We start from the raw sequence: 15125 nt of genomic DNA, 5'->3' as shown, positions 1-15125 counted from the left end.
TCAGCGCCGGCCGGGGTCAGCGCGGCGCGGCGAAGGCGAGCGCGCGGGCGGGGTTGTCGACCATGATCGCGCGGACGGCCTCCTCGCTCACTCCGAGGCGGCGCAGCGCGGGCAGGAAGTGCCGGGGGATGTAGTCGTATCCCTGGCCGCCGTACTTCTTGAGCTGGATCTTCTGGCACACGTCGTGGCCGAGCACGATCTGGTCGGCGTACCCCTGCTCGACCAGCTCCGCCACGCCCCGGGCGACCTTGTGGTCGCTGGTGAGCACGAGGTGCCCCCAGGGGCTGCCGGGGGAGGCCAGGAAGTCGAGCTCGACGAAGACGCCGCGTGCGAGGACGCGACGGCCGAACGACGGGTCGGCGAGGACCTCCATGGCGTGGCCGAGTACGACGTTCGACGGCGGGACGCCCTCCTCGGCGAGGATGTCGAGCACGCGGAGCTTGTCCTCGCCCACGCCGCCGACGTGGAAGGTGACCGGGGCGCCGGTCACCGCGCTCGCGCGTCCGCTCGCCCGCACGCTCTTGAGCTCGCTCGCGGTCAGCGGCACCGTCTCCGCGCCGACCTCGCCGATCACGCCCGACCGGATGCCGGTGCCGTCGGCGCCGAGGACGACGTCGCGCATGATGACGTCGGCGAGGTCGTCGACGCCGCGCGCGTCCATGTCCGCGGGGTGGAAGGGCGGCGTGTACCAGCCACCGCCCATGACGATGTGGAGCCCGCTCGCCCGGGAGAGCCGCAGCAGCGCCTCGGGGTCGCGGCCCAGTCCGATGGGGGAGACCTCGACCACGGTGCCGCCGCCGCTGTGCGCGAAGGCGAGCACCTCGGCGAGCATCTCGTCGAAGTCGCCCAGCACGTCGTTGTCGGCGTTCGGGTGCCCGTGGCGGGTGCGCGCCAGGGTGCCCACGGTGAGCGGCTCCGCGGCCTCGGGGGAGTCCTCGCCGGGACGGTGGAAGCCCGGTGGCCGCCGCAGGTCCACGAAGAGGTGCTCGTGCATGAGGGTGGCGCCGAGCGCCGCCGGGTCGACGGGGCCGGCGACCGTGAGGGCCTGGCCGGCGAGGTTCGGGATCTCGAAGGGGTAGCGGCTCACGAGGGGGCCCTCCGGTCGGCGAGAGTCAGCAGGCGGCCGGGGTTGTGCACGGTGACGGCCGCCACGAGGGCGTCGTCGGCCCCGAGCATCCTCAGGTAGGGGACGAACTGCCGCAGGACGAAGCCGTAACCGCCCCCGCCGTAGGCCAGGAGCTGGGCCTTGGAGCTGACGCCCTGCGACAGCAGGACGCGCCCCGCGTGGCCCCGGCGGGCGAGTTCCAGCACGGCGGCGGCGACGTCCTGGTCGTCCCAGGTGCTGAGGACCGTGGGCAGCCGGCCGAGCTGGTCGAACCGGACGAACACACCGCGCGCGAGGAGCGGTTCGAGGTCGTCCGGGCGGGGCGCGAGCCCGTCGCAGTGCCCGACGGCGACGCGCGAGAGGTCGGCGCCCTCCTCGGCGAGCACGTCGAGCACCCGCTGCTGCGTCGCGGCGTCCTCGGAGCGGCGCAGGGAGATCGCGGCCCCGGTGGCCGCCGCCGCGCGGGCCGCCGCGACCAGGACGGCGTGCGCGGCGGGCATCGTCGGATCGAGAGCCCCGATCTCGCCGATGATGCCCGCCCGCACGCCGTCCACCCCCTCGGTGAGGTCGCGGACGATCTCCTCGGTGAGGCGTTCGGGGGCCTGTTCCGCGCTCCGCGCGGCGTCGCGGGGAGCGGCCCCCATGACGACGTGCAGGCCGGTGGCCCGTGCGATGCGGCGCAGCCCGGCCGGACGGCGGCCGAGGCCGGGCTGCGTGGCGTCCACCAGCGTCGCCCCGCCCGCGTCCCGGAACGCCGTGGCCTCGGCGGCGGCGAGGTCCTCGTCGTCGAGCAGCCAGTTGTCCCGGTTGGGCGCGCCTGTGCCGACCTCGCCGAGCAGGTCCATCGTCAGCGGCGCCCGGTAGAGACGGACCCGGCTGGCGGCCGTCGGGCGCGCGTGCCCCACCGCCGCCCAGGCGGCCGCGGTGTCGCCGCGTGGCGCGACGTCACTCAGCAGGTGTTCGTGCGGGAGGACCGCACCGAGCGCGTCCGCCCGGATCTCGCCGGTGACGGTGACGACCGTGCCTCCGGACGTCCGTGCGGCCGCCAGGGCCTCGGCGTCGGGCGCCGGGTCGGGCGCCGTGGGGTCGGTGGTGGACATGGCCGTCACGATAGCAGATGAGATATCTCATCGTATACGATTACTTCCGTGAGCGAGCCACCACCGAACGCCCCGACCGCCGTGCGGAGCGCCGGTGGTGGCCCGGCGCCGTCAGGGCTCCGTCTTCGCCCGGCGCAGCGCCTCGGCGGTCGCCACCTTGTGCGCACAGGCGACCCGTTCGATCTCCTCCGCCGGCGCACCCGCCGCGATCAGCTCCAGCATCCGCTCGTGCTCGGCGACCGATCGGCGGGCCCGGCCGGGCACATGGCTGAAGGTCGAGCGGCGCATGTGGTCCAGACGCGCCCACTCCGCCTCCAGCAGGACGACCAGGTGCTCGTCCGGGCAGTGCGCGTAGAGCGAGAAGTGGAACTCCCGGTTGAGCGCGGTGAAGGACGCGGGGTCGAAGTCCTCCAGTGCCCGGGTCATCCGGGCGTTGATCTCCCGCGACCGCTCGATGTGCGGCGCCGTCATGCGGGGCGCGGAGATCGCCGTCGCGTACCCCTCCAGCCGGGCCAGGACCTGGAGCGAGTGCTCCACCTGCGCGGCGTCGAAGACGGCCACCCGGGCGCCGATGTTGCGGACGACCTCGACCAGCCCGTCGGACTGGAGCCTGCGCAGCGCCTCGCGCAGGGGGATCGTGCTGACCCCGGTCTCCCGCGCGAGCTGGCTGAGGACGAGCCGGTAGCCCGGCCCGTACGTCCCGTCGAGGATGCGCGAGCGCAGCAGCTCGTAGCTGACCTCCGCCTTCGACCCCGTGGTGCGGACCGGTTTCTCCGTGGCGTTCATCGGTGTTCCCCAAACCCGGGCCGGGAGGCCGCTGCGCGGCCCCGGCGGTGTACTCGTGCGCTCATCCTGCAAGGACGTCCAGGACGGTACGGCGGAACGCCGCACCGGCGAGGGCCCCGTGGTGATCGCCCGGGACGGTCCGCAGCTCCGCACCGTCCACGAGGCCGGCGACCCGCTCGATCCCGCGCGTCATGACGTCATCCTCCCCGACGACGAGCACCGGCGGTGTCGCCCCCGTCCAGGAGTGCGGGGCGAAGGGGGTGGCCCGCAGGCCCTCGACGCAGCGGGCGAGTCCCGCGGCCCGGTCCCCGTGGACCCGGACCATGCCGGCGATCGCCGCCGTGAACCGGTCGGCGGGCTCGGTCCCCTCGGCCACCGCCCGGCGCAGGGCCGGCACGTCCACGGCCTCGAACGGCTCCGCCGGGCTCAACCCGCCGAGGACGGTCCGCCCCACCCGGCCGGGGGCGGCCTGCGGCAGCTCCCAGACGAGCCGGGCCCCCAGCGAGTACCCCACGGCGTCGAAGGTCTCCGCCCCGGCTTCGTCCACCAGGGCGACCAGGGCGGCGGCCAGGGCCTCGGCCCCGGCCTCGCCGGGCGTCGAGGGGGCCGGGCTCTCCCCGTGGCCGGGCAGGTCGGGCACGAGCACCACGCGTCCGGTCCCGGCCAGGGCCTCGGCGATGCCGGTGTCGACCCAGTCGCGGCGGCCGTCGGAGCCGAAGCCGTGCACCAGGAGCACGGGGGGCGCTTCGGCCTCCTCGGTGGGGATGAACGTACGGACATGCAGACCGGTACGGCTGGGCATCGGATCACGCACCCTTCAGAGCGATGTTCGTGGGCGAGGTGTGATCCGCGCCATGCGGACGCCTCACCCTCAGATCATGCGTGATATCGTATACGATTATTCGGCCGGTGTCCTTCCGGCCCCGTTCCGGTCAGGGCCGGCTCCCGCCGCCCCCGGGTTCCGACCGTGCCCCGGGCACGTGTCGCCCGCCCCGCCGTCCCGCGCCCGAGGCCGCTCACGCCCAGGGAGAACCCCATGCCGCATCCGCTGGGAACCCAGCCGTCGAAGATCATCGCCGTTCACCTCAACTACCCGTGCCGGGCCAAGGAGCGCGGCCGCGTCCCCGAGCAGCCGTCCTACTTCCTCAAGCCCCCCTCCTCCCTCGCCGGCACCGGTGACGTCCTCACCCGCCCGCGTGGCTGCGAGCTCATGGCCTTCGAGGGCGAGATCGCCCTGGTCGTCGGCCGTCGTGCGCACCGGGTCGCGCCGGAGCGGGGCTGGGAGCACGTGGCCTGGGTGACCGCCGCCAACGACGCGGGCGCGTACGACCTGCGGTACGCCGACCGCGGCTCCAACCTGCGCTCCAAGGGTGCCGACGGCTTCACCCCGATCGGCCCCCGGCTGCTCGACGCCGCCCGGCTCGACCCGGCCGCGCTGCGGCTGCGCACCTGGGTCAACGGTGAACTGGTCCAGGACGCCGACACCTCGAACCTGCTCTTCCCCTTCGGGGACCTGATCGCCGACCTCTCCCGGCTGGTCACGCTCGAACCGGGGGACGTCATCCTCACCGGAACGCCCGCAGGCGCCTCGGTGGTCTCGCCCGGCGACGTCGTGCAGGTGGAGGTCGGCACCCTGGACCACGGCGACTCCAGCGGCCGGCTGCGCAACCCCGTCACGGAGGCGGAGCACGACCTCGCGTCCTGGGGCGCCATGCCCCGCGTCGACGCCGCCCTGCGCGCCGACGCCTGGGGCACGCCGCCGGTGGACGACGGACCCGCCCTGGACGAGGACCTCGCCCGGGCCCTGCGCGCTCTGGCCACCGCCACCCTCAGCTCCCAGCTGCGCAAGCGCGGCCTCCTGCACATGACGATCGACGGCGTGCGCCCCACCGACCCCGGTGCCAAGCTCGTCGGTACCGCCCACACTCTGCGCTACCTGCCGTTGCGGGAGGACCTCTTCGAGAGGTTCGGGGGCGGCATGAACGCGCAGAAGCGGGCCGTCGAGGAGCTGCGGCCGGGCCAGGTACTCGTCATGGACGCCCGTCGCGACCCCACGGCCGGCACCATCGGCGACATCCTGGCCCTGCGGGCGAAGGTGCGGGGCGCGGCCGGCGTCGTCACCGACGGCGCCCTCCGGGACAGCGCGGCGGTCGCCGCCCTGGGCCTGCCGACGTACTACGCCGCCGAACACCCCGCCGTCCTCGGACGCCGGCACGTGCCCTGGGACACCGGCGTCCCCATCGCCTGCGGCGGCGCCCTCGTCCAGCCCGGCGACATCCTCGTCGGCGACGCGGACGGCGTCGTCGTCGTGCCCCCGGACCTGGCCACCGAGCTCGTCGCCGACAGTCTCGAACAGGAACGGCAGGAGCGGTTCATCGCCGACCGCGTGTCGGCGGGCGAACCGATCGAGGGCCTCTACCCGCTCGGCCCCGCCTGGCGGGACGCCTACCAGCAGTGGCTGAGCACCCAGTCCTGACCCCGCCCGCACCCCTTCACCCACGGAGCCAGCCATGAAGTTCCGCACCGACCCCGCCTCGATCCGCGGGTCCATCGCCCCCGTCATCACCCCCTTCACCGAGGAGGGTGCGGTCGACCACGACAGCCTGCGGGGACTGATCCGCTGGCAGCTGGAGTCCGGCTCGCACGGCATCTCCCTGGGCGGTTCCACCGGCGAGCCCGCGGCGCAGTCCGCCGCGGAACGTATCGCCGCCCTGCGGACCGCCGCCGAGGAGATCGGCGACCGGGTCCCGTTCCTGCCCGGGACCGGCTCGCACAAGCTGGACGAGACCCTGGAGATCACCGCCGCCGCGCGGGACGCGGGGGCCGACGCCGCCCTGGTCATCACCCCGTACTACGCGCGCCCCACCCAGGAGGCGCTGTACCGGTGGTACGCGACGGTGGCCCGCGAGTTCCCCGACCTGCCCGTCGTCGCCTACAACGTGCCCTCCCGCACCGCCGTCGACATCGCCCCGGAGACGGTCCGGCGCCTGTTCACCGACTTCGACAACTTCGTCGGTGTCAAGGAGACGACCAAGGACTTCGAGCACTTCTCCCGGGTTCTGCACGCCTGCGGCCGCGAGCTGCTGGTGTGGTCCGGGATCGAGCTGCTGTGCCTCCCGTTGCTCGCCCTCGGCGGTGCCGGGTTCGTCTCGGCGGTGGCCAACCTGGCGCCGGGCGCGGTGGCCCGCATGTACGAGCTGTGGGAGGCCGGCGACTTCGACGCCGCACGTGACCTGCACTACCGGCTGCACCCGCTCGTCGACCTGCTGTTCGTCGAGACCAACCCGGCGCCCGCCAAGTGGGTCCTGGAGCAGCAGGGCCGGATCGCCTCGGGCCATGTGCGCCCGCCCCTGACGACGCCCACCGAGTCCGGCCTGGCCCGCATCCGTGAGCTGCTCGCCGAGGGCGGCGACCTCACCCAGCAGCTCTGACCTCCCCCGAACGGAAGAGATGCCATGTCCACGAAGCTGACCACGGGTCGCCCCGCCGACCTGCCCGAGACGATCCGGCACTGGATCGGGGGCGAGCTCCTCGACAGCGCCGACGGAGCGACCTTCCCCGTCCACGACCCCGTCTCCAACACGCCCTACGCCACGGCGGCCGCCGGCGGCCCCGAGGACGTCGACCGCGCCGTGGCGGCGGCCCGGGCCGCCTTCCCCGGCTGGTCCACGCTGGCCAACCGCGAGCGCGCCCGCGTCCTGTACCGCATCGCCGACGCCGTCGAGGCCCGCGAGGAGCGGCTGGCCGCGCTGGAGACCTTCGACTCCGGGCTGCCCATCACCCAGGCCAGGGGCCAGGCCCGACGGGCGGCCGAGAACTTCCGCTACTTCGCCGACGTCATCGTCGCGCTCGGCGAGGAGGCGTTCCGGGCGGGCGACCAGCAGATCAACTACGTCGTCCGCAGCCCCGTCGGGGTCGCGGGCCTCATCACCCCCTGGAACACACCGTTCATGCTGGAGAGCTGGAAGCTGGCTCCGGCGCTCGCCTCCGGGTGCACGCTCGTCCTCAAGCCCGCCGAGTGGACCCCGCTGTCGGCGAGCCTGTGGCCCGAGATCCTCACCGAGGCGGGCGTGCCGGCCGGAGCGGTCAACATCGTCCACGGTTTCGGTGAGCGGGCGGGACAGGCCCTCGTCGACCACCCGGGGGTGCCGCTGATCTCCTTCACCGGCTCCACGGACACCGGGCGGCACATCGTCCGCAGCTCCGCGGCGCATCTGAAGACGACGTCGATGGAGCTGGGCGGCAAGTCGCCGGTCGTGCTCTTCGCCGACGCCGACCTCGACGCGGCGCTGGACTCGGTCGTCTTCGGCGTCTTCTCGCTCAACGGGGAACGCTGCACGGCGGGCTCCCGCGTCCTGGTCGAGCGCCCGGTGTACGAGGAGTTCACCCGGCGACTGGCCGAGCGTGCCGAACGCGTCACGGTCGGACCGCCCGCCGACCCGGCCACCGAGGTGGGGGCACTGGTGCACGCCGAGCACTACGCGCGGGTGCTCGACTACGTCGAGATCGGGCAGCGGGAGGCCAAGCTGGTGGCGGGCGGTGCCCGTCCCGCGCACCTGGCGGAGGGGAACTACCTCCAGCCGACCGTCTTCGCCGACGTCCCCCGCGACGCCCGCATCTTCCAGGAGGAGATCTTCGGGCCGGTCGTGGCCGTCGCCCCCTTCGACGACGAGGCCGAGGCCGTCGAGCTCGCGAACGCGACCGAGTTCGGCCTGGCGGCCTACGTGTGGACGTCCGACCTCAAGCGCGGGCACCGCGTCGCCCACGCGGTGGAGTCCGGCATGGTCTGGATCAACTCGCACAACGTCCGCGACCTCCGCACGCCCTTCGGCGGCGTGAAGTCCTCCGGCCTCGGCCGCGAGGGTGGAGCACATAGTATCGATTTCTACACCGAATCGAAGATTGTCCACGTGATGCTCGGCGAGGCCCACACGCCCCGATTCGGTGTGTCCTGACCGTTAAGGAGTCACCACCCATGACTACCGCTCCCGACGTCGTCCGCTCCGCCTACGCCCAGCTGGTCGTCACCGACCTGGCCCGGGCCCGCTGGTTCTGGTGCGACATGCTCGGATTCCACGTCCAGTACGAGGACGCGTCCGTGATCTGCCTGCGGGGCACCGACGAGCTCACCCACCACTCCCTCGTGCTGCGCCAGGGGGAGACGGCGGCCCTGGACCACCTCTCCTACCGGGTCCGCACCGGCGAGGACGTCGATCGCGCCGAGGCGTACTTCTCCGCCCTCGGCCTGCCCGTCCGCCGCGTGCCGAAGGGCACCGGGACGCCGGGCGTCGGGGACGCCGTCCGGGTCATCGACCCGCTCGGCTTCCCCGTGGAGTTCTTCCACGACATCGAACGCGCCGAGCGCCACATCCAGCGCTACGACCTGCGCCGGGGCGCCGAGATCGCGCGGCTGGACCACTTCAACATCTGCACCCCCGACATCCCCGCCGCCTACGCCCACTACGAGGCGCTCGGGTTCGGCTGCTCGGAGACGATCGAGGGCGACGAGCACGAGCTCTACGCGGCCTGGATGTACCGCAAGCAGACCGTGCACGACGTCGCCTTCACCGGCGGCGCCGGGCCCCGGCTGCACCACGTCGGCGTGGCCACGCACGAGTCGCACCAGGTGCTGCGCACCGCCGACCTCTTCGGCTCCCAGCGCCAGGAGCACCACATCGAGCGCGGCCCCGGCCGGCACGGCGTCTCCAACGCCTTCTACCTCTACCTGCGTGACCCCGACGGCCACCGGGTGGAGATCTACACCTCCGACTACTACACCGGAGACCCCGACCACGAGACGTACCGCTGGAACGTGCGCGACGACCGCCGCCGCGACTTCTGGGGCAACGCGGTGATCGAGTCCTGGTACAAGGAGGCATCCCCGGTCCTCGACCTCGACGGCCGCCCGCAGCCGGTCGTCGACGCGGTGCTGGACGAGTCGGCCGTCCAGGTCGGCGCGGACGGTCTGGGCATCGTCGAGCCGGGCCGGAAGGACGGCTGAGGCACCACCGCAGGGGCCCACGCCCCTTCCGTCGAAGCGCCGGACCGCGACGCGGTCCGGCGCTTCACCGTGTCCGCGTGATCGCCCCCGCGCGGAGTCCGGGCGATCACGCCCACCGTCCCCGCACGCGGAAGCGGACGCGACACGGCGCTGCCGCCGGCGGTGATCGCCGGCGGCAGCGCGTGGGAGGGGGGGACGGGCCCGCCACGGGCCCGCACGTCAGTGCGGAGCGCCCTGGCGCGCGTCGGCGGGGGGTGCCGTGGCCGACCGGCGCAGCCGGGGCCGGACGGCGCCCCACACCAGCAGGCACGCGACCGAGGCGGCGACGGCCATGGTCAGGGACAGCGTCAGGCCGCTCGCTCCGCCGAGCGCCACGAGGGGGGCCACGAGGGGGCCGACGGCGAAGGTCGACATGCCGAGCAGGGCCGCCGCGGTCCCGGCGCGTTCCCCGTGCCCGCCGAGCGCGAGCGAGGAGGCGTTCGGCGTGATCACGCCGTAGCAGAACAGCACCAGCGCCAGCACGACGAGCAGCGCGGCCAGGCCGAACCCGCCGAGCACCGTGAGCAGCAGACCCACGGCGGCCACGGCGGTCGCGGTCGTGCCCACGACGTACATCCGCGCGGGGCCCGCCCGGCGCACGACACCCCGGTTGACCAGCGCGCCGAGCATCGCGACCACCGCGTTCACCGCGAAGACGAGGCTGAACGCCTGCGGGCTGAGGTGGTAGCCGTCCTGGAGCACGAAGCTGATGGACGCCAGGTAGGTGAAGAACGCCGTGCCCGTGCAGGCTCCCACCAGCAGGTAGCAGACGAACAGCCGGTCGCGCAGCACGGTGCCGAAACGTTTCCCGGTCTCGGCGAACCCGCCCGCGTGCCGCCGTTCCGGCGCGAGGGTCTCCGGCAGCAGGGTGCAGACGACGACCAGCAGCAGGACACCCACGGCGGCGAGGACGACGAACAGTCCACGCCAGTCCAGCACCGCGGCGAGCTGCCCGCCCGCGACCGGCGCCAGCACCGGGGCCAGCGCCCCGACGAGGGCGAGCAGGCTCAGCAGCCGCGCGAGCTCGATCCCCGAGGTGATGTCGCGGGCGGCGGCGAGGGCGATGACGACGCCCGCCGACCCGGTGACACCCTGCAGGAACCGCATCACGAGCAGGACCTCGATGGAGGGGGCGAACGCGCACAGCAGCGAGAACACCGTGAAGAGGGCGACCCCCCACATCAGCGGCCGCCGCCGGCCCAGCCGGTCGCTGAGCGGCCCCGCCACGAGCTGGCCGAAGGCGAGCCCGAGCATGCACACCGACATCGACGCCTGGGCGAGGCTGTCGCTGGTGTCCAGATCCCGGGCGAGCTGGGGCAGCAGCGGCATGGACAGGTCCATCGAGAGCGGTCCGAACACCTCCATCGACCCCAGGACGAACGCGGCGCGGCGCGCGCTCATGACCCGCGCGCCCCGCGCCGTGGACGGCGTCATCCGGACCGGCCGGTGGCGCCGAGGACGCGCCGCATCCACGACTCCCGTGCGGCCACGGCGGCCCGGGAGACCTCGGTGTCCGGGGAGAACCCCGAGAAACCGTGGTAGCCGCCGGCCCACACCTGCAGTTCGGCCTGCCCGCCGGTCGCCCAGATCCGGGTGGCGTAGTCGACGGCCTCGTCGCGGAACACCTCGGCCGCGCCGACGGAGACGTAGGCCGGCGGGAGGCCGGACAGGTCACGGGCGCGGGAGGGCGCCGCGTAGGGGGAGACGGCGTCGGTGCCCCGGTCCGGGCCCAGCAGCGCGTCCCAGCCGGTGTCGTTGGTCCTGCGGTCCCAGATGCCGATGCCGTCGTACTGGTGGCTCGACACGGTGGTGTTGCGGTCGTCGATCATCGGGCAGTCCAGGATCTGCCCGGCGAGCGCCGGACCGCCGCGGTCGCGGGCCATCAGCGCGACGGCGGCACTGAGGCCGCCGCCCGCGCTGGCGCCGCTGACGAGGATGCGCGCGGGGTCGACGCCGAGCGAGGCGGCGTTCTCGGCGAACCAGACCAGTCCCGCGTAGCAGTCCTCGGCGGGGGCCGGGGCGGGGTGCTCGGGGGCGAGGCGGTACTCGACGGTCACGGCGACGGCGCCGAACCTCACCACGTCCTCGACCAGTCCGCCGATGCCGAAGAACCGGTTGCCGAGCACCATCCCGCCACCGTGGATGCCGTAGACGCCGGGCGCGTCACGGGCGCCTCCGCGCGGTCGGAGGACCGTCAGCTCCAGGTCCGGCGCGCCCGCCGGTCCCGGCACGGTGAGGTGCTCGAACACCACCGGTTGCGTCCCGATCGCCGCCTCGACGGGGGGCACGAGCGTGGCGAAGTGCGCACGGTTGGCGAGGATCGTGTCCGCGCGCAGCGGGATGCGTTCGATGAGGCTGCGGCAGGCCGCCAGGCCGGGTTCGAGCTCCGGGTCGTAGGGGACGGGCAGCGGTCCGCGACCGGACGACGTCCGCCCGGCCGGGTCGGCTGTGTTGTGCTGTGCGGTCACGGTCAGGGGCCTTCCGGGTCGACGATGCCCCGGTCGACCCAGAACGGCTCGACGAGGGAACGGAGGTGCTCGGCGCCGACGCGGTCGACCAGGTCCAGGGCGGCGATGTTCTGCCGCACCTGCTCCAGCCGGGTCGCGCCGACGAGCGTCGTGGCGTTGGCGGGGTGGGTGAGCGTGAACGCGACGGCGAGCTGCGCGGGCGTCGTGTCCAGCTCACCGGCGAGCTCGGTGATGCCGGGCACGGTGGCGATGATGGCGTCCCGCACGGACCCGGGGTCGCGCCCGATCTCCCGCTCCGGTGAGGTGCGCCCGGCGAGGATGCCGCCCTCCAGGACGTCGGAGGACTGCATGCTCAGCCCGGCGGCGAACAGTTCGGCGAACGGCTTCCCGTCGGGGATGGCCCGGCGCGCCAGGCTGTACTTCAGCTGCGCGATCTGCGGGCCGGGCACGCCGCGTGCGGCGGCGATGCGGCGCAGAGCGTGGATGTTCCCCGCCGACCAGTTGTTCACGCCCCAGGCGCGGATCAGTCCGGCCTCGGTGAGAGCGCTGAGGTCGCCGACCAGGTCCTCCAGCGTGACGTCCTCGCGCCGCAGGTCTCCGAGGATCACCAGGTCGGCGTGGTCGAGCCCGGTCCGCAGGAACGCGTTCTTCAGCTGGGGGGCGAAGCCCTCGCCGTCGAAGGCCTCGATCCACAGCTTCACCGAGGCGAGGTAGGAGTCACGGGGGACGGCGGCGGCGCGCATGATGGCGCCCCACAGCACGTCGGTGAAGACCGGGGGCTTTCCGGGCATGCCGTAGACGCCCACGTCGAAGAGGTTGACGCCCTGGTCCAGGGCGTGGCGGACCATGGTGACGGCGTCGGCGAAGTCCATCCGGTCGAAGGTGTGCCAGGAGCCCAGGGACAGGGCGGAGGCTTCGAGTTCGCTCGTGCCGATACGGCGCCGGGGGAGTACTGCGGTGGTCACGGGAGGTTCCTTTCCGGGGGACGTTCAGGTGAGCCGGGGGTCGATGACGGCCTTGATCTCCTCGTGCCGGCTCATCGCGGTGATGCGGGCCGAGGCCTCCGCCAGAGGGACGCGGGGACCGAAGAGCCGGTCCCAGGGCATGCGTTCGGGGAAGGAGGTGAAGAACGCGATGGCGTCGTGGTAGTCGGCGATGTCGCCGTTGAGCGAACCGACGATGCTCAGCTCCTTGCCCATCACCGTGCCGAGGGCGAGGGCCTCGGAGCCGGGCCCGGTGCTGCCCACGATGACGACGCGGCCGCGCTGGGCCGCCATCTCCACCGCCTCCCGGCCGACGGAGGGGGCGCCCGCGAAGTCGAGCACCAGGTCCGCGCCGTGGCCGCCGGTGAGTTCCCGCACCCCGGCCACCGTCGCCTCGGAGCCCTCGGCGATGTCCACCGTCGCGTCGGCGCCGAACTCCCGCGCCAGGGCGAGGCGGGCGGGCGGCGCACCGACCGTGATCACCTTCCCCGCGCCGCTGAGATGGGCCACCGCCGTGGCGAAGAGTCCGAGCGCGCCCGAACCCTGGACGACGACGCGGGAACCGGGGCGTACGCCGCCGACCCGGGAGAAGGCCCGCAGCACGGTCTTCGCCGCGCACCCGGCCATCGCGGCCCAGGTGTCGGGAACCGCCTCGGGGAGCAGGAGCTTGGCCGCGTGCGGCACCACGTAGGCGTACTCGCTCAGGCCCGCCGTCGCGTAGGGCGGGGCGTCGGACCGTTGCAGGAAGCCGTAGCCCCGGTGGGAGCAGGCGACCGGCTCCCGCAGGACGGCGCAGCCGTGGCACGCGCCGCAGGTCGACTCCGACCAGCCGATCCGGTCGCCGACGGCCAGGTCGCGACCGAGCGCGTCCCTGGTGTCGTCACCGACGGCGACGATCTCGCCGACCATCTCGTGGCCGAGCACCATCGGCAGCATGCCGGGGAAGCTCATCTTCCCCGACCAGATCTCGATGTCCGTGCCGCAGAGCGTGGTGCACAGGATGCGCACGAGGGCGGCTCCCGGTTCCGGCCGCACCGGCAGCGGTAGGTCGATCAGCTCGAGCGCGGACCCGTGTGCGGTGAGGACGGCCGCGCGTGTCGAGGAGGGGATGTCCATCGGAACTCCTTCGGTATCGAGCGGTTTCTGAGGCTCGACGATGGGTTAGTCTACGGACGTTGACTCAAATGTCGAGACCCTGAGAGCCGCGAGGAGCCCCCGTGCGCACAGCCGACGGCGTCACCCCATCTGCATCGGCCGACCTGATCCTGCGGGGCGGCGTCGTCCACACCATGGCCCCGGACGGCGGGAAACCGGGCGCCACCGCCATCGCGCTGCGTGACGGGCTCGTCGTGCGCGTCGGTGACGACCGGGAGGTGCTCGCGCTCGCCGACGCCTCGACCGAGGTCGTCGAACTCGCCGGGCGCGCGGTCCTGCCGGGCATCAACGACGCCCATCTGCACGCCACGTGGCTCGGCGCCCTCTGGCCGCACACGCTCTTCGGTGAGCTCGGTGGCGCCGGCCCCGCGCCGCTGCGTCCCCTGACCGACGACGCGCAGCGGCGGCACGCGATCCTGCGCGCCGGTGAGCTGCTCTCCTCCCTCGGCATCACCAGTTACACCGAGCCCGGCCTCGGCCCGGGCGAGGACCACGGGGAGACCGGGGCGTTCGGCACCTCCGTCGCGGCGCAGTACCGCGCCCTGGCGGCCGAGGGTCTGCTGCGCTCCAGGGTCACGGTGCTGTGGCTCTACGGCGAACTCGACGGCCCGAGCGAGTTGGGCGGCTTCCTGACCGGCATGGCCGCCACCGACGGCGCGACGAGCGACCCGCGGTGGCTGCGTTTCGCCGGGGTCAAGATATTCGCCGACGGCATACCGCCGATGCGGTCCGCGTACACGCACCACTGCTACGCCGACGGCGGCCGCTCCGCCCTCCTGGTGGCCGGTGACGACGACGCCGACCGCGAGGCGAACCTGACGCGCATGATCCTCGCCGCGCACCGTGCGGACCGGCAGGTGGGGGTGCACGCCACCGGTGACCGGTCCGTCCAGGTCGCCCTCGACGCCTTCGAGGCGGCCCGGGCCGAGCACGACGTGGACCTCGGCCACTACATCATCCACGGCGACCTGGTCACCGGATCCCAGCTGCGCCGTATGGCCGCGCTCGGCGTGGGGCTGGACATGCAGCCGGAGATCGCGCTGCTGACCCGGGGGATGGTGGACGAGGCTCTCGGCCCCGGCTCGGCGGCGGCCGCGTGGCCGCTGGGGGCGGCGCTCGACGCGGAGGTCCCCCTGTGCCTGACCTCCGACGCGCCCGTGCTCTCCCCGGACTGGCGGCGCCAGATCGCCGCCGCCGACGCGTGGATGGGGCCCGCGTCCGACCCCGGGCGACGGATGGCCCGGCTGCTGCGCTGCTACACCGTGGAGCCCGCCCGGCAGGACCACGCCGCGTCGTGGAAGGGGACGCTCGCCCCGGGGATGGCCGCCGACCTGTGCGTCCTGGAGGCCGATCCGTTCGGCGTGACCCCCGCCGAACTGCCCGACGTCGGCGTCGAACTGACCGTGGTGGACGGGAGGGTCGTCTACGAGCACCGGGCGCGGGTCGAGGCGTCGAAGGCCGTGTGACGGCACCCGGCCGGAGCCCGCG

The 15125-nt window shown here is 73.8% G+C and carries 13 protein-coding genes; 5 read left to right on the top strand and 8 right to left on the bottom strand.

Going from position 1 to position 15125, the window contains the following annotated elements:
• Window positions 1-16: 16 nt before the first annotated feature.
• The 4 genes from V6D49_RS00785 to V6D49_RS00770 form a co-directional block, all read right to left on the bottom strand.
• Window positions 17-1087 (bottom strand): phosphotriesterase family protein, encoded by a 1071-nt coding sequence (locus V6D49_RS00785; RefSeq protein ID WP_340556172.1) that lies wholly within the window; start codon window positions 1085-1087, stop codon window positions 17-19.
• The gene (locus V6D49_RS00780) at window positions 1084-2205 is read right to left on the bottom strand and encodes a phosphotriesterase family protein (protein WP_340556170.1); all 1122 of its coding nucleotides are present in this window, start codon (window positions 2203-2205) and stop codon (window positions 1084-1086) included. The genes V6D49_RS00785 and V6D49_RS00780 overlap by 4 nt, the downstream gene beginning before the upstream one ends.
• Window positions 2206-2316: 111 nt before the next feature.
• Complete coding sequence (locus V6D49_RS00775; protein WP_340556168.1) at window positions 2317-2991, bottom strand: GntR family transcriptional regulator; 675 nt, start codon at window positions 2989-2991, stop codon at window positions 2317-2319.
• Between the two features lie 61 nt (window positions 2992-3052).
• Entirely contained in the window at window positions 3053-3793 is a 741-nt protein-coding gene (locus tag V6D49_RS00770; RefSeq protein WP_340556167.1) for an alpha/beta fold hydrolase, read from the bottom strand.
• 234 nt (window positions 3794-4027) lie between these two features.
• Between V6D49_RS00770 and V6D49_RS00765 the strand changes: the two genes are divergently transcribed.
• The 4 genes from V6D49_RS00765 to hpaD are packed head-to-tail and all read left to right on the top strand — an operon-like array spanning window position 4028 to window position 8992.
• Entirely contained in the window at window positions 4028-5467 is a 1440-nt protein-coding gene (locus V6D49_RS00765) for a fumarylacetoacetate hydrolase family protein (protein WP_340556165.1), read from the top strand.
• A gap of 34 nt (window positions 5468-5501) precedes the next feature.
• Window positions 5502-6422: a 4-hydroxy-tetrahydrodipicolinate synthase gene (gene dapA, locus V6D49_RS00760; protein ID WP_340556163.1), complete on the top strand. Its 921-nt coding sequence runs from the start codon at window positions 5502-5504 to the stop codon at window positions 6420-6422.
• Window positions 6423-6446: 24 nt separating this feature from the next.
• The gene (gene hpaE / locus V6D49_RS00755) at window positions 6447-7946 is read left to right on the top strand and encodes a 5-carboxymethyl-2-hydroxymuconate semialdehyde dehydrogenase (protein ID WP_340556161.1); all 1500 of its coding nucleotides are present in this window, start codon (window positions 6447-6449) and stop codon (window positions 7944-7946) included.
• 20 nt (window positions 7947-7966) lie between these two features.
• Window positions 7967-8992 carry a 3,4-dihydroxyphenylacetate 2,3-dioxygenase gene (gene hpaD, locus V6D49_RS00750; protein ID WP_340556160.1) on the top strand — a complete coding sequence of 342 codons (1026 nt, stop codon included), beginning with the start codon at window positions 7967-7969 and terminating at the stop codon, window positions 8990-8992.
• Window positions 8993-9211: 219 nt separating this feature from the next.
• On the opposite strand, the gene V6D49_RS00745 is transcribed toward hpaD, so the two are convergent.
• The 4 genes from V6D49_RS00745 to V6D49_RS00730 are packed head-to-tail and all read right to left on the bottom strand — an operon-like array spanning window position 9212 to window position 13598.
• On the bottom strand, window positions 9212-10432 hold the full coding sequence (locus tag V6D49_RS00745) for a multidrug effflux MFS transporter (protein ID WP_340556159.1): 1221 nt from the start codon (window positions 10430-10432) through the stop codon (window positions 9212-9214).
• Between the two features lie 29 nt (window positions 10433-10461).
• Window positions 10462-11499 carry an alpha/beta hydrolase gene (locus tag V6D49_RS00740; protein ID WP_340556158.1) on the bottom strand — a complete coding sequence of 346 codons (1038 nt, stop codon included), beginning with the start codon at window positions 11497-11499 and terminating at the stop codon, window positions 10462-10464.
• A 2-nt stretch (window positions 11500-11501) separates the two neighbouring features.
• Window positions 11502-12464, bottom strand: a complete 963-nt coding sequence (locus V6D49_RS00735; protein ID WP_340556156.1) for an aldo/keto reductase — start codon at window positions 12462-12464, stop codon at window positions 11502-11504.
• Window positions 12465-12488: 24 nt separating this feature from the next.
• The gene (locus tag V6D49_RS00730; protein ID WP_340556155.1) at window positions 12489-13598 is read right to left on the bottom strand and encodes a zinc-binding dehydrogenase; all 1110 of its coding nucleotides are present in this window, start codon (window positions 13596-13598) and stop codon (window positions 12489-12491) included.
• A 101-nt stretch (window positions 13599-13699) separates the two neighbouring features.
• Here V6D49_RS00730 and V6D49_RS00725 point away from each other — a divergent pair, with 101 nt between their 5' ends.
• Window positions 13700-15103, top strand: coding sequence for an amidohydrolase (locus V6D49_RS00725; RefSeq protein WP_340556153.1), 1404 nt, complete (start codon window positions 13700-13702; stop codon window positions 15101-15103).
• Window positions 15104-15125: the final 22 nt, after the last annotated feature.

It is taken from the genome of Streptomyces sp. GSL17-111, from assembly GCF_037911585.1.
Taxonomy (GTDB): Bacteria; Actinomycetota; Actinomycetes; order Streptomycetales; family Streptomycetaceae; genus Streptomyces.
Note: the sequence above shows the minus strand (reverse complement) of the source record. Positions and strands in the feature narration are given on the sequence as shown.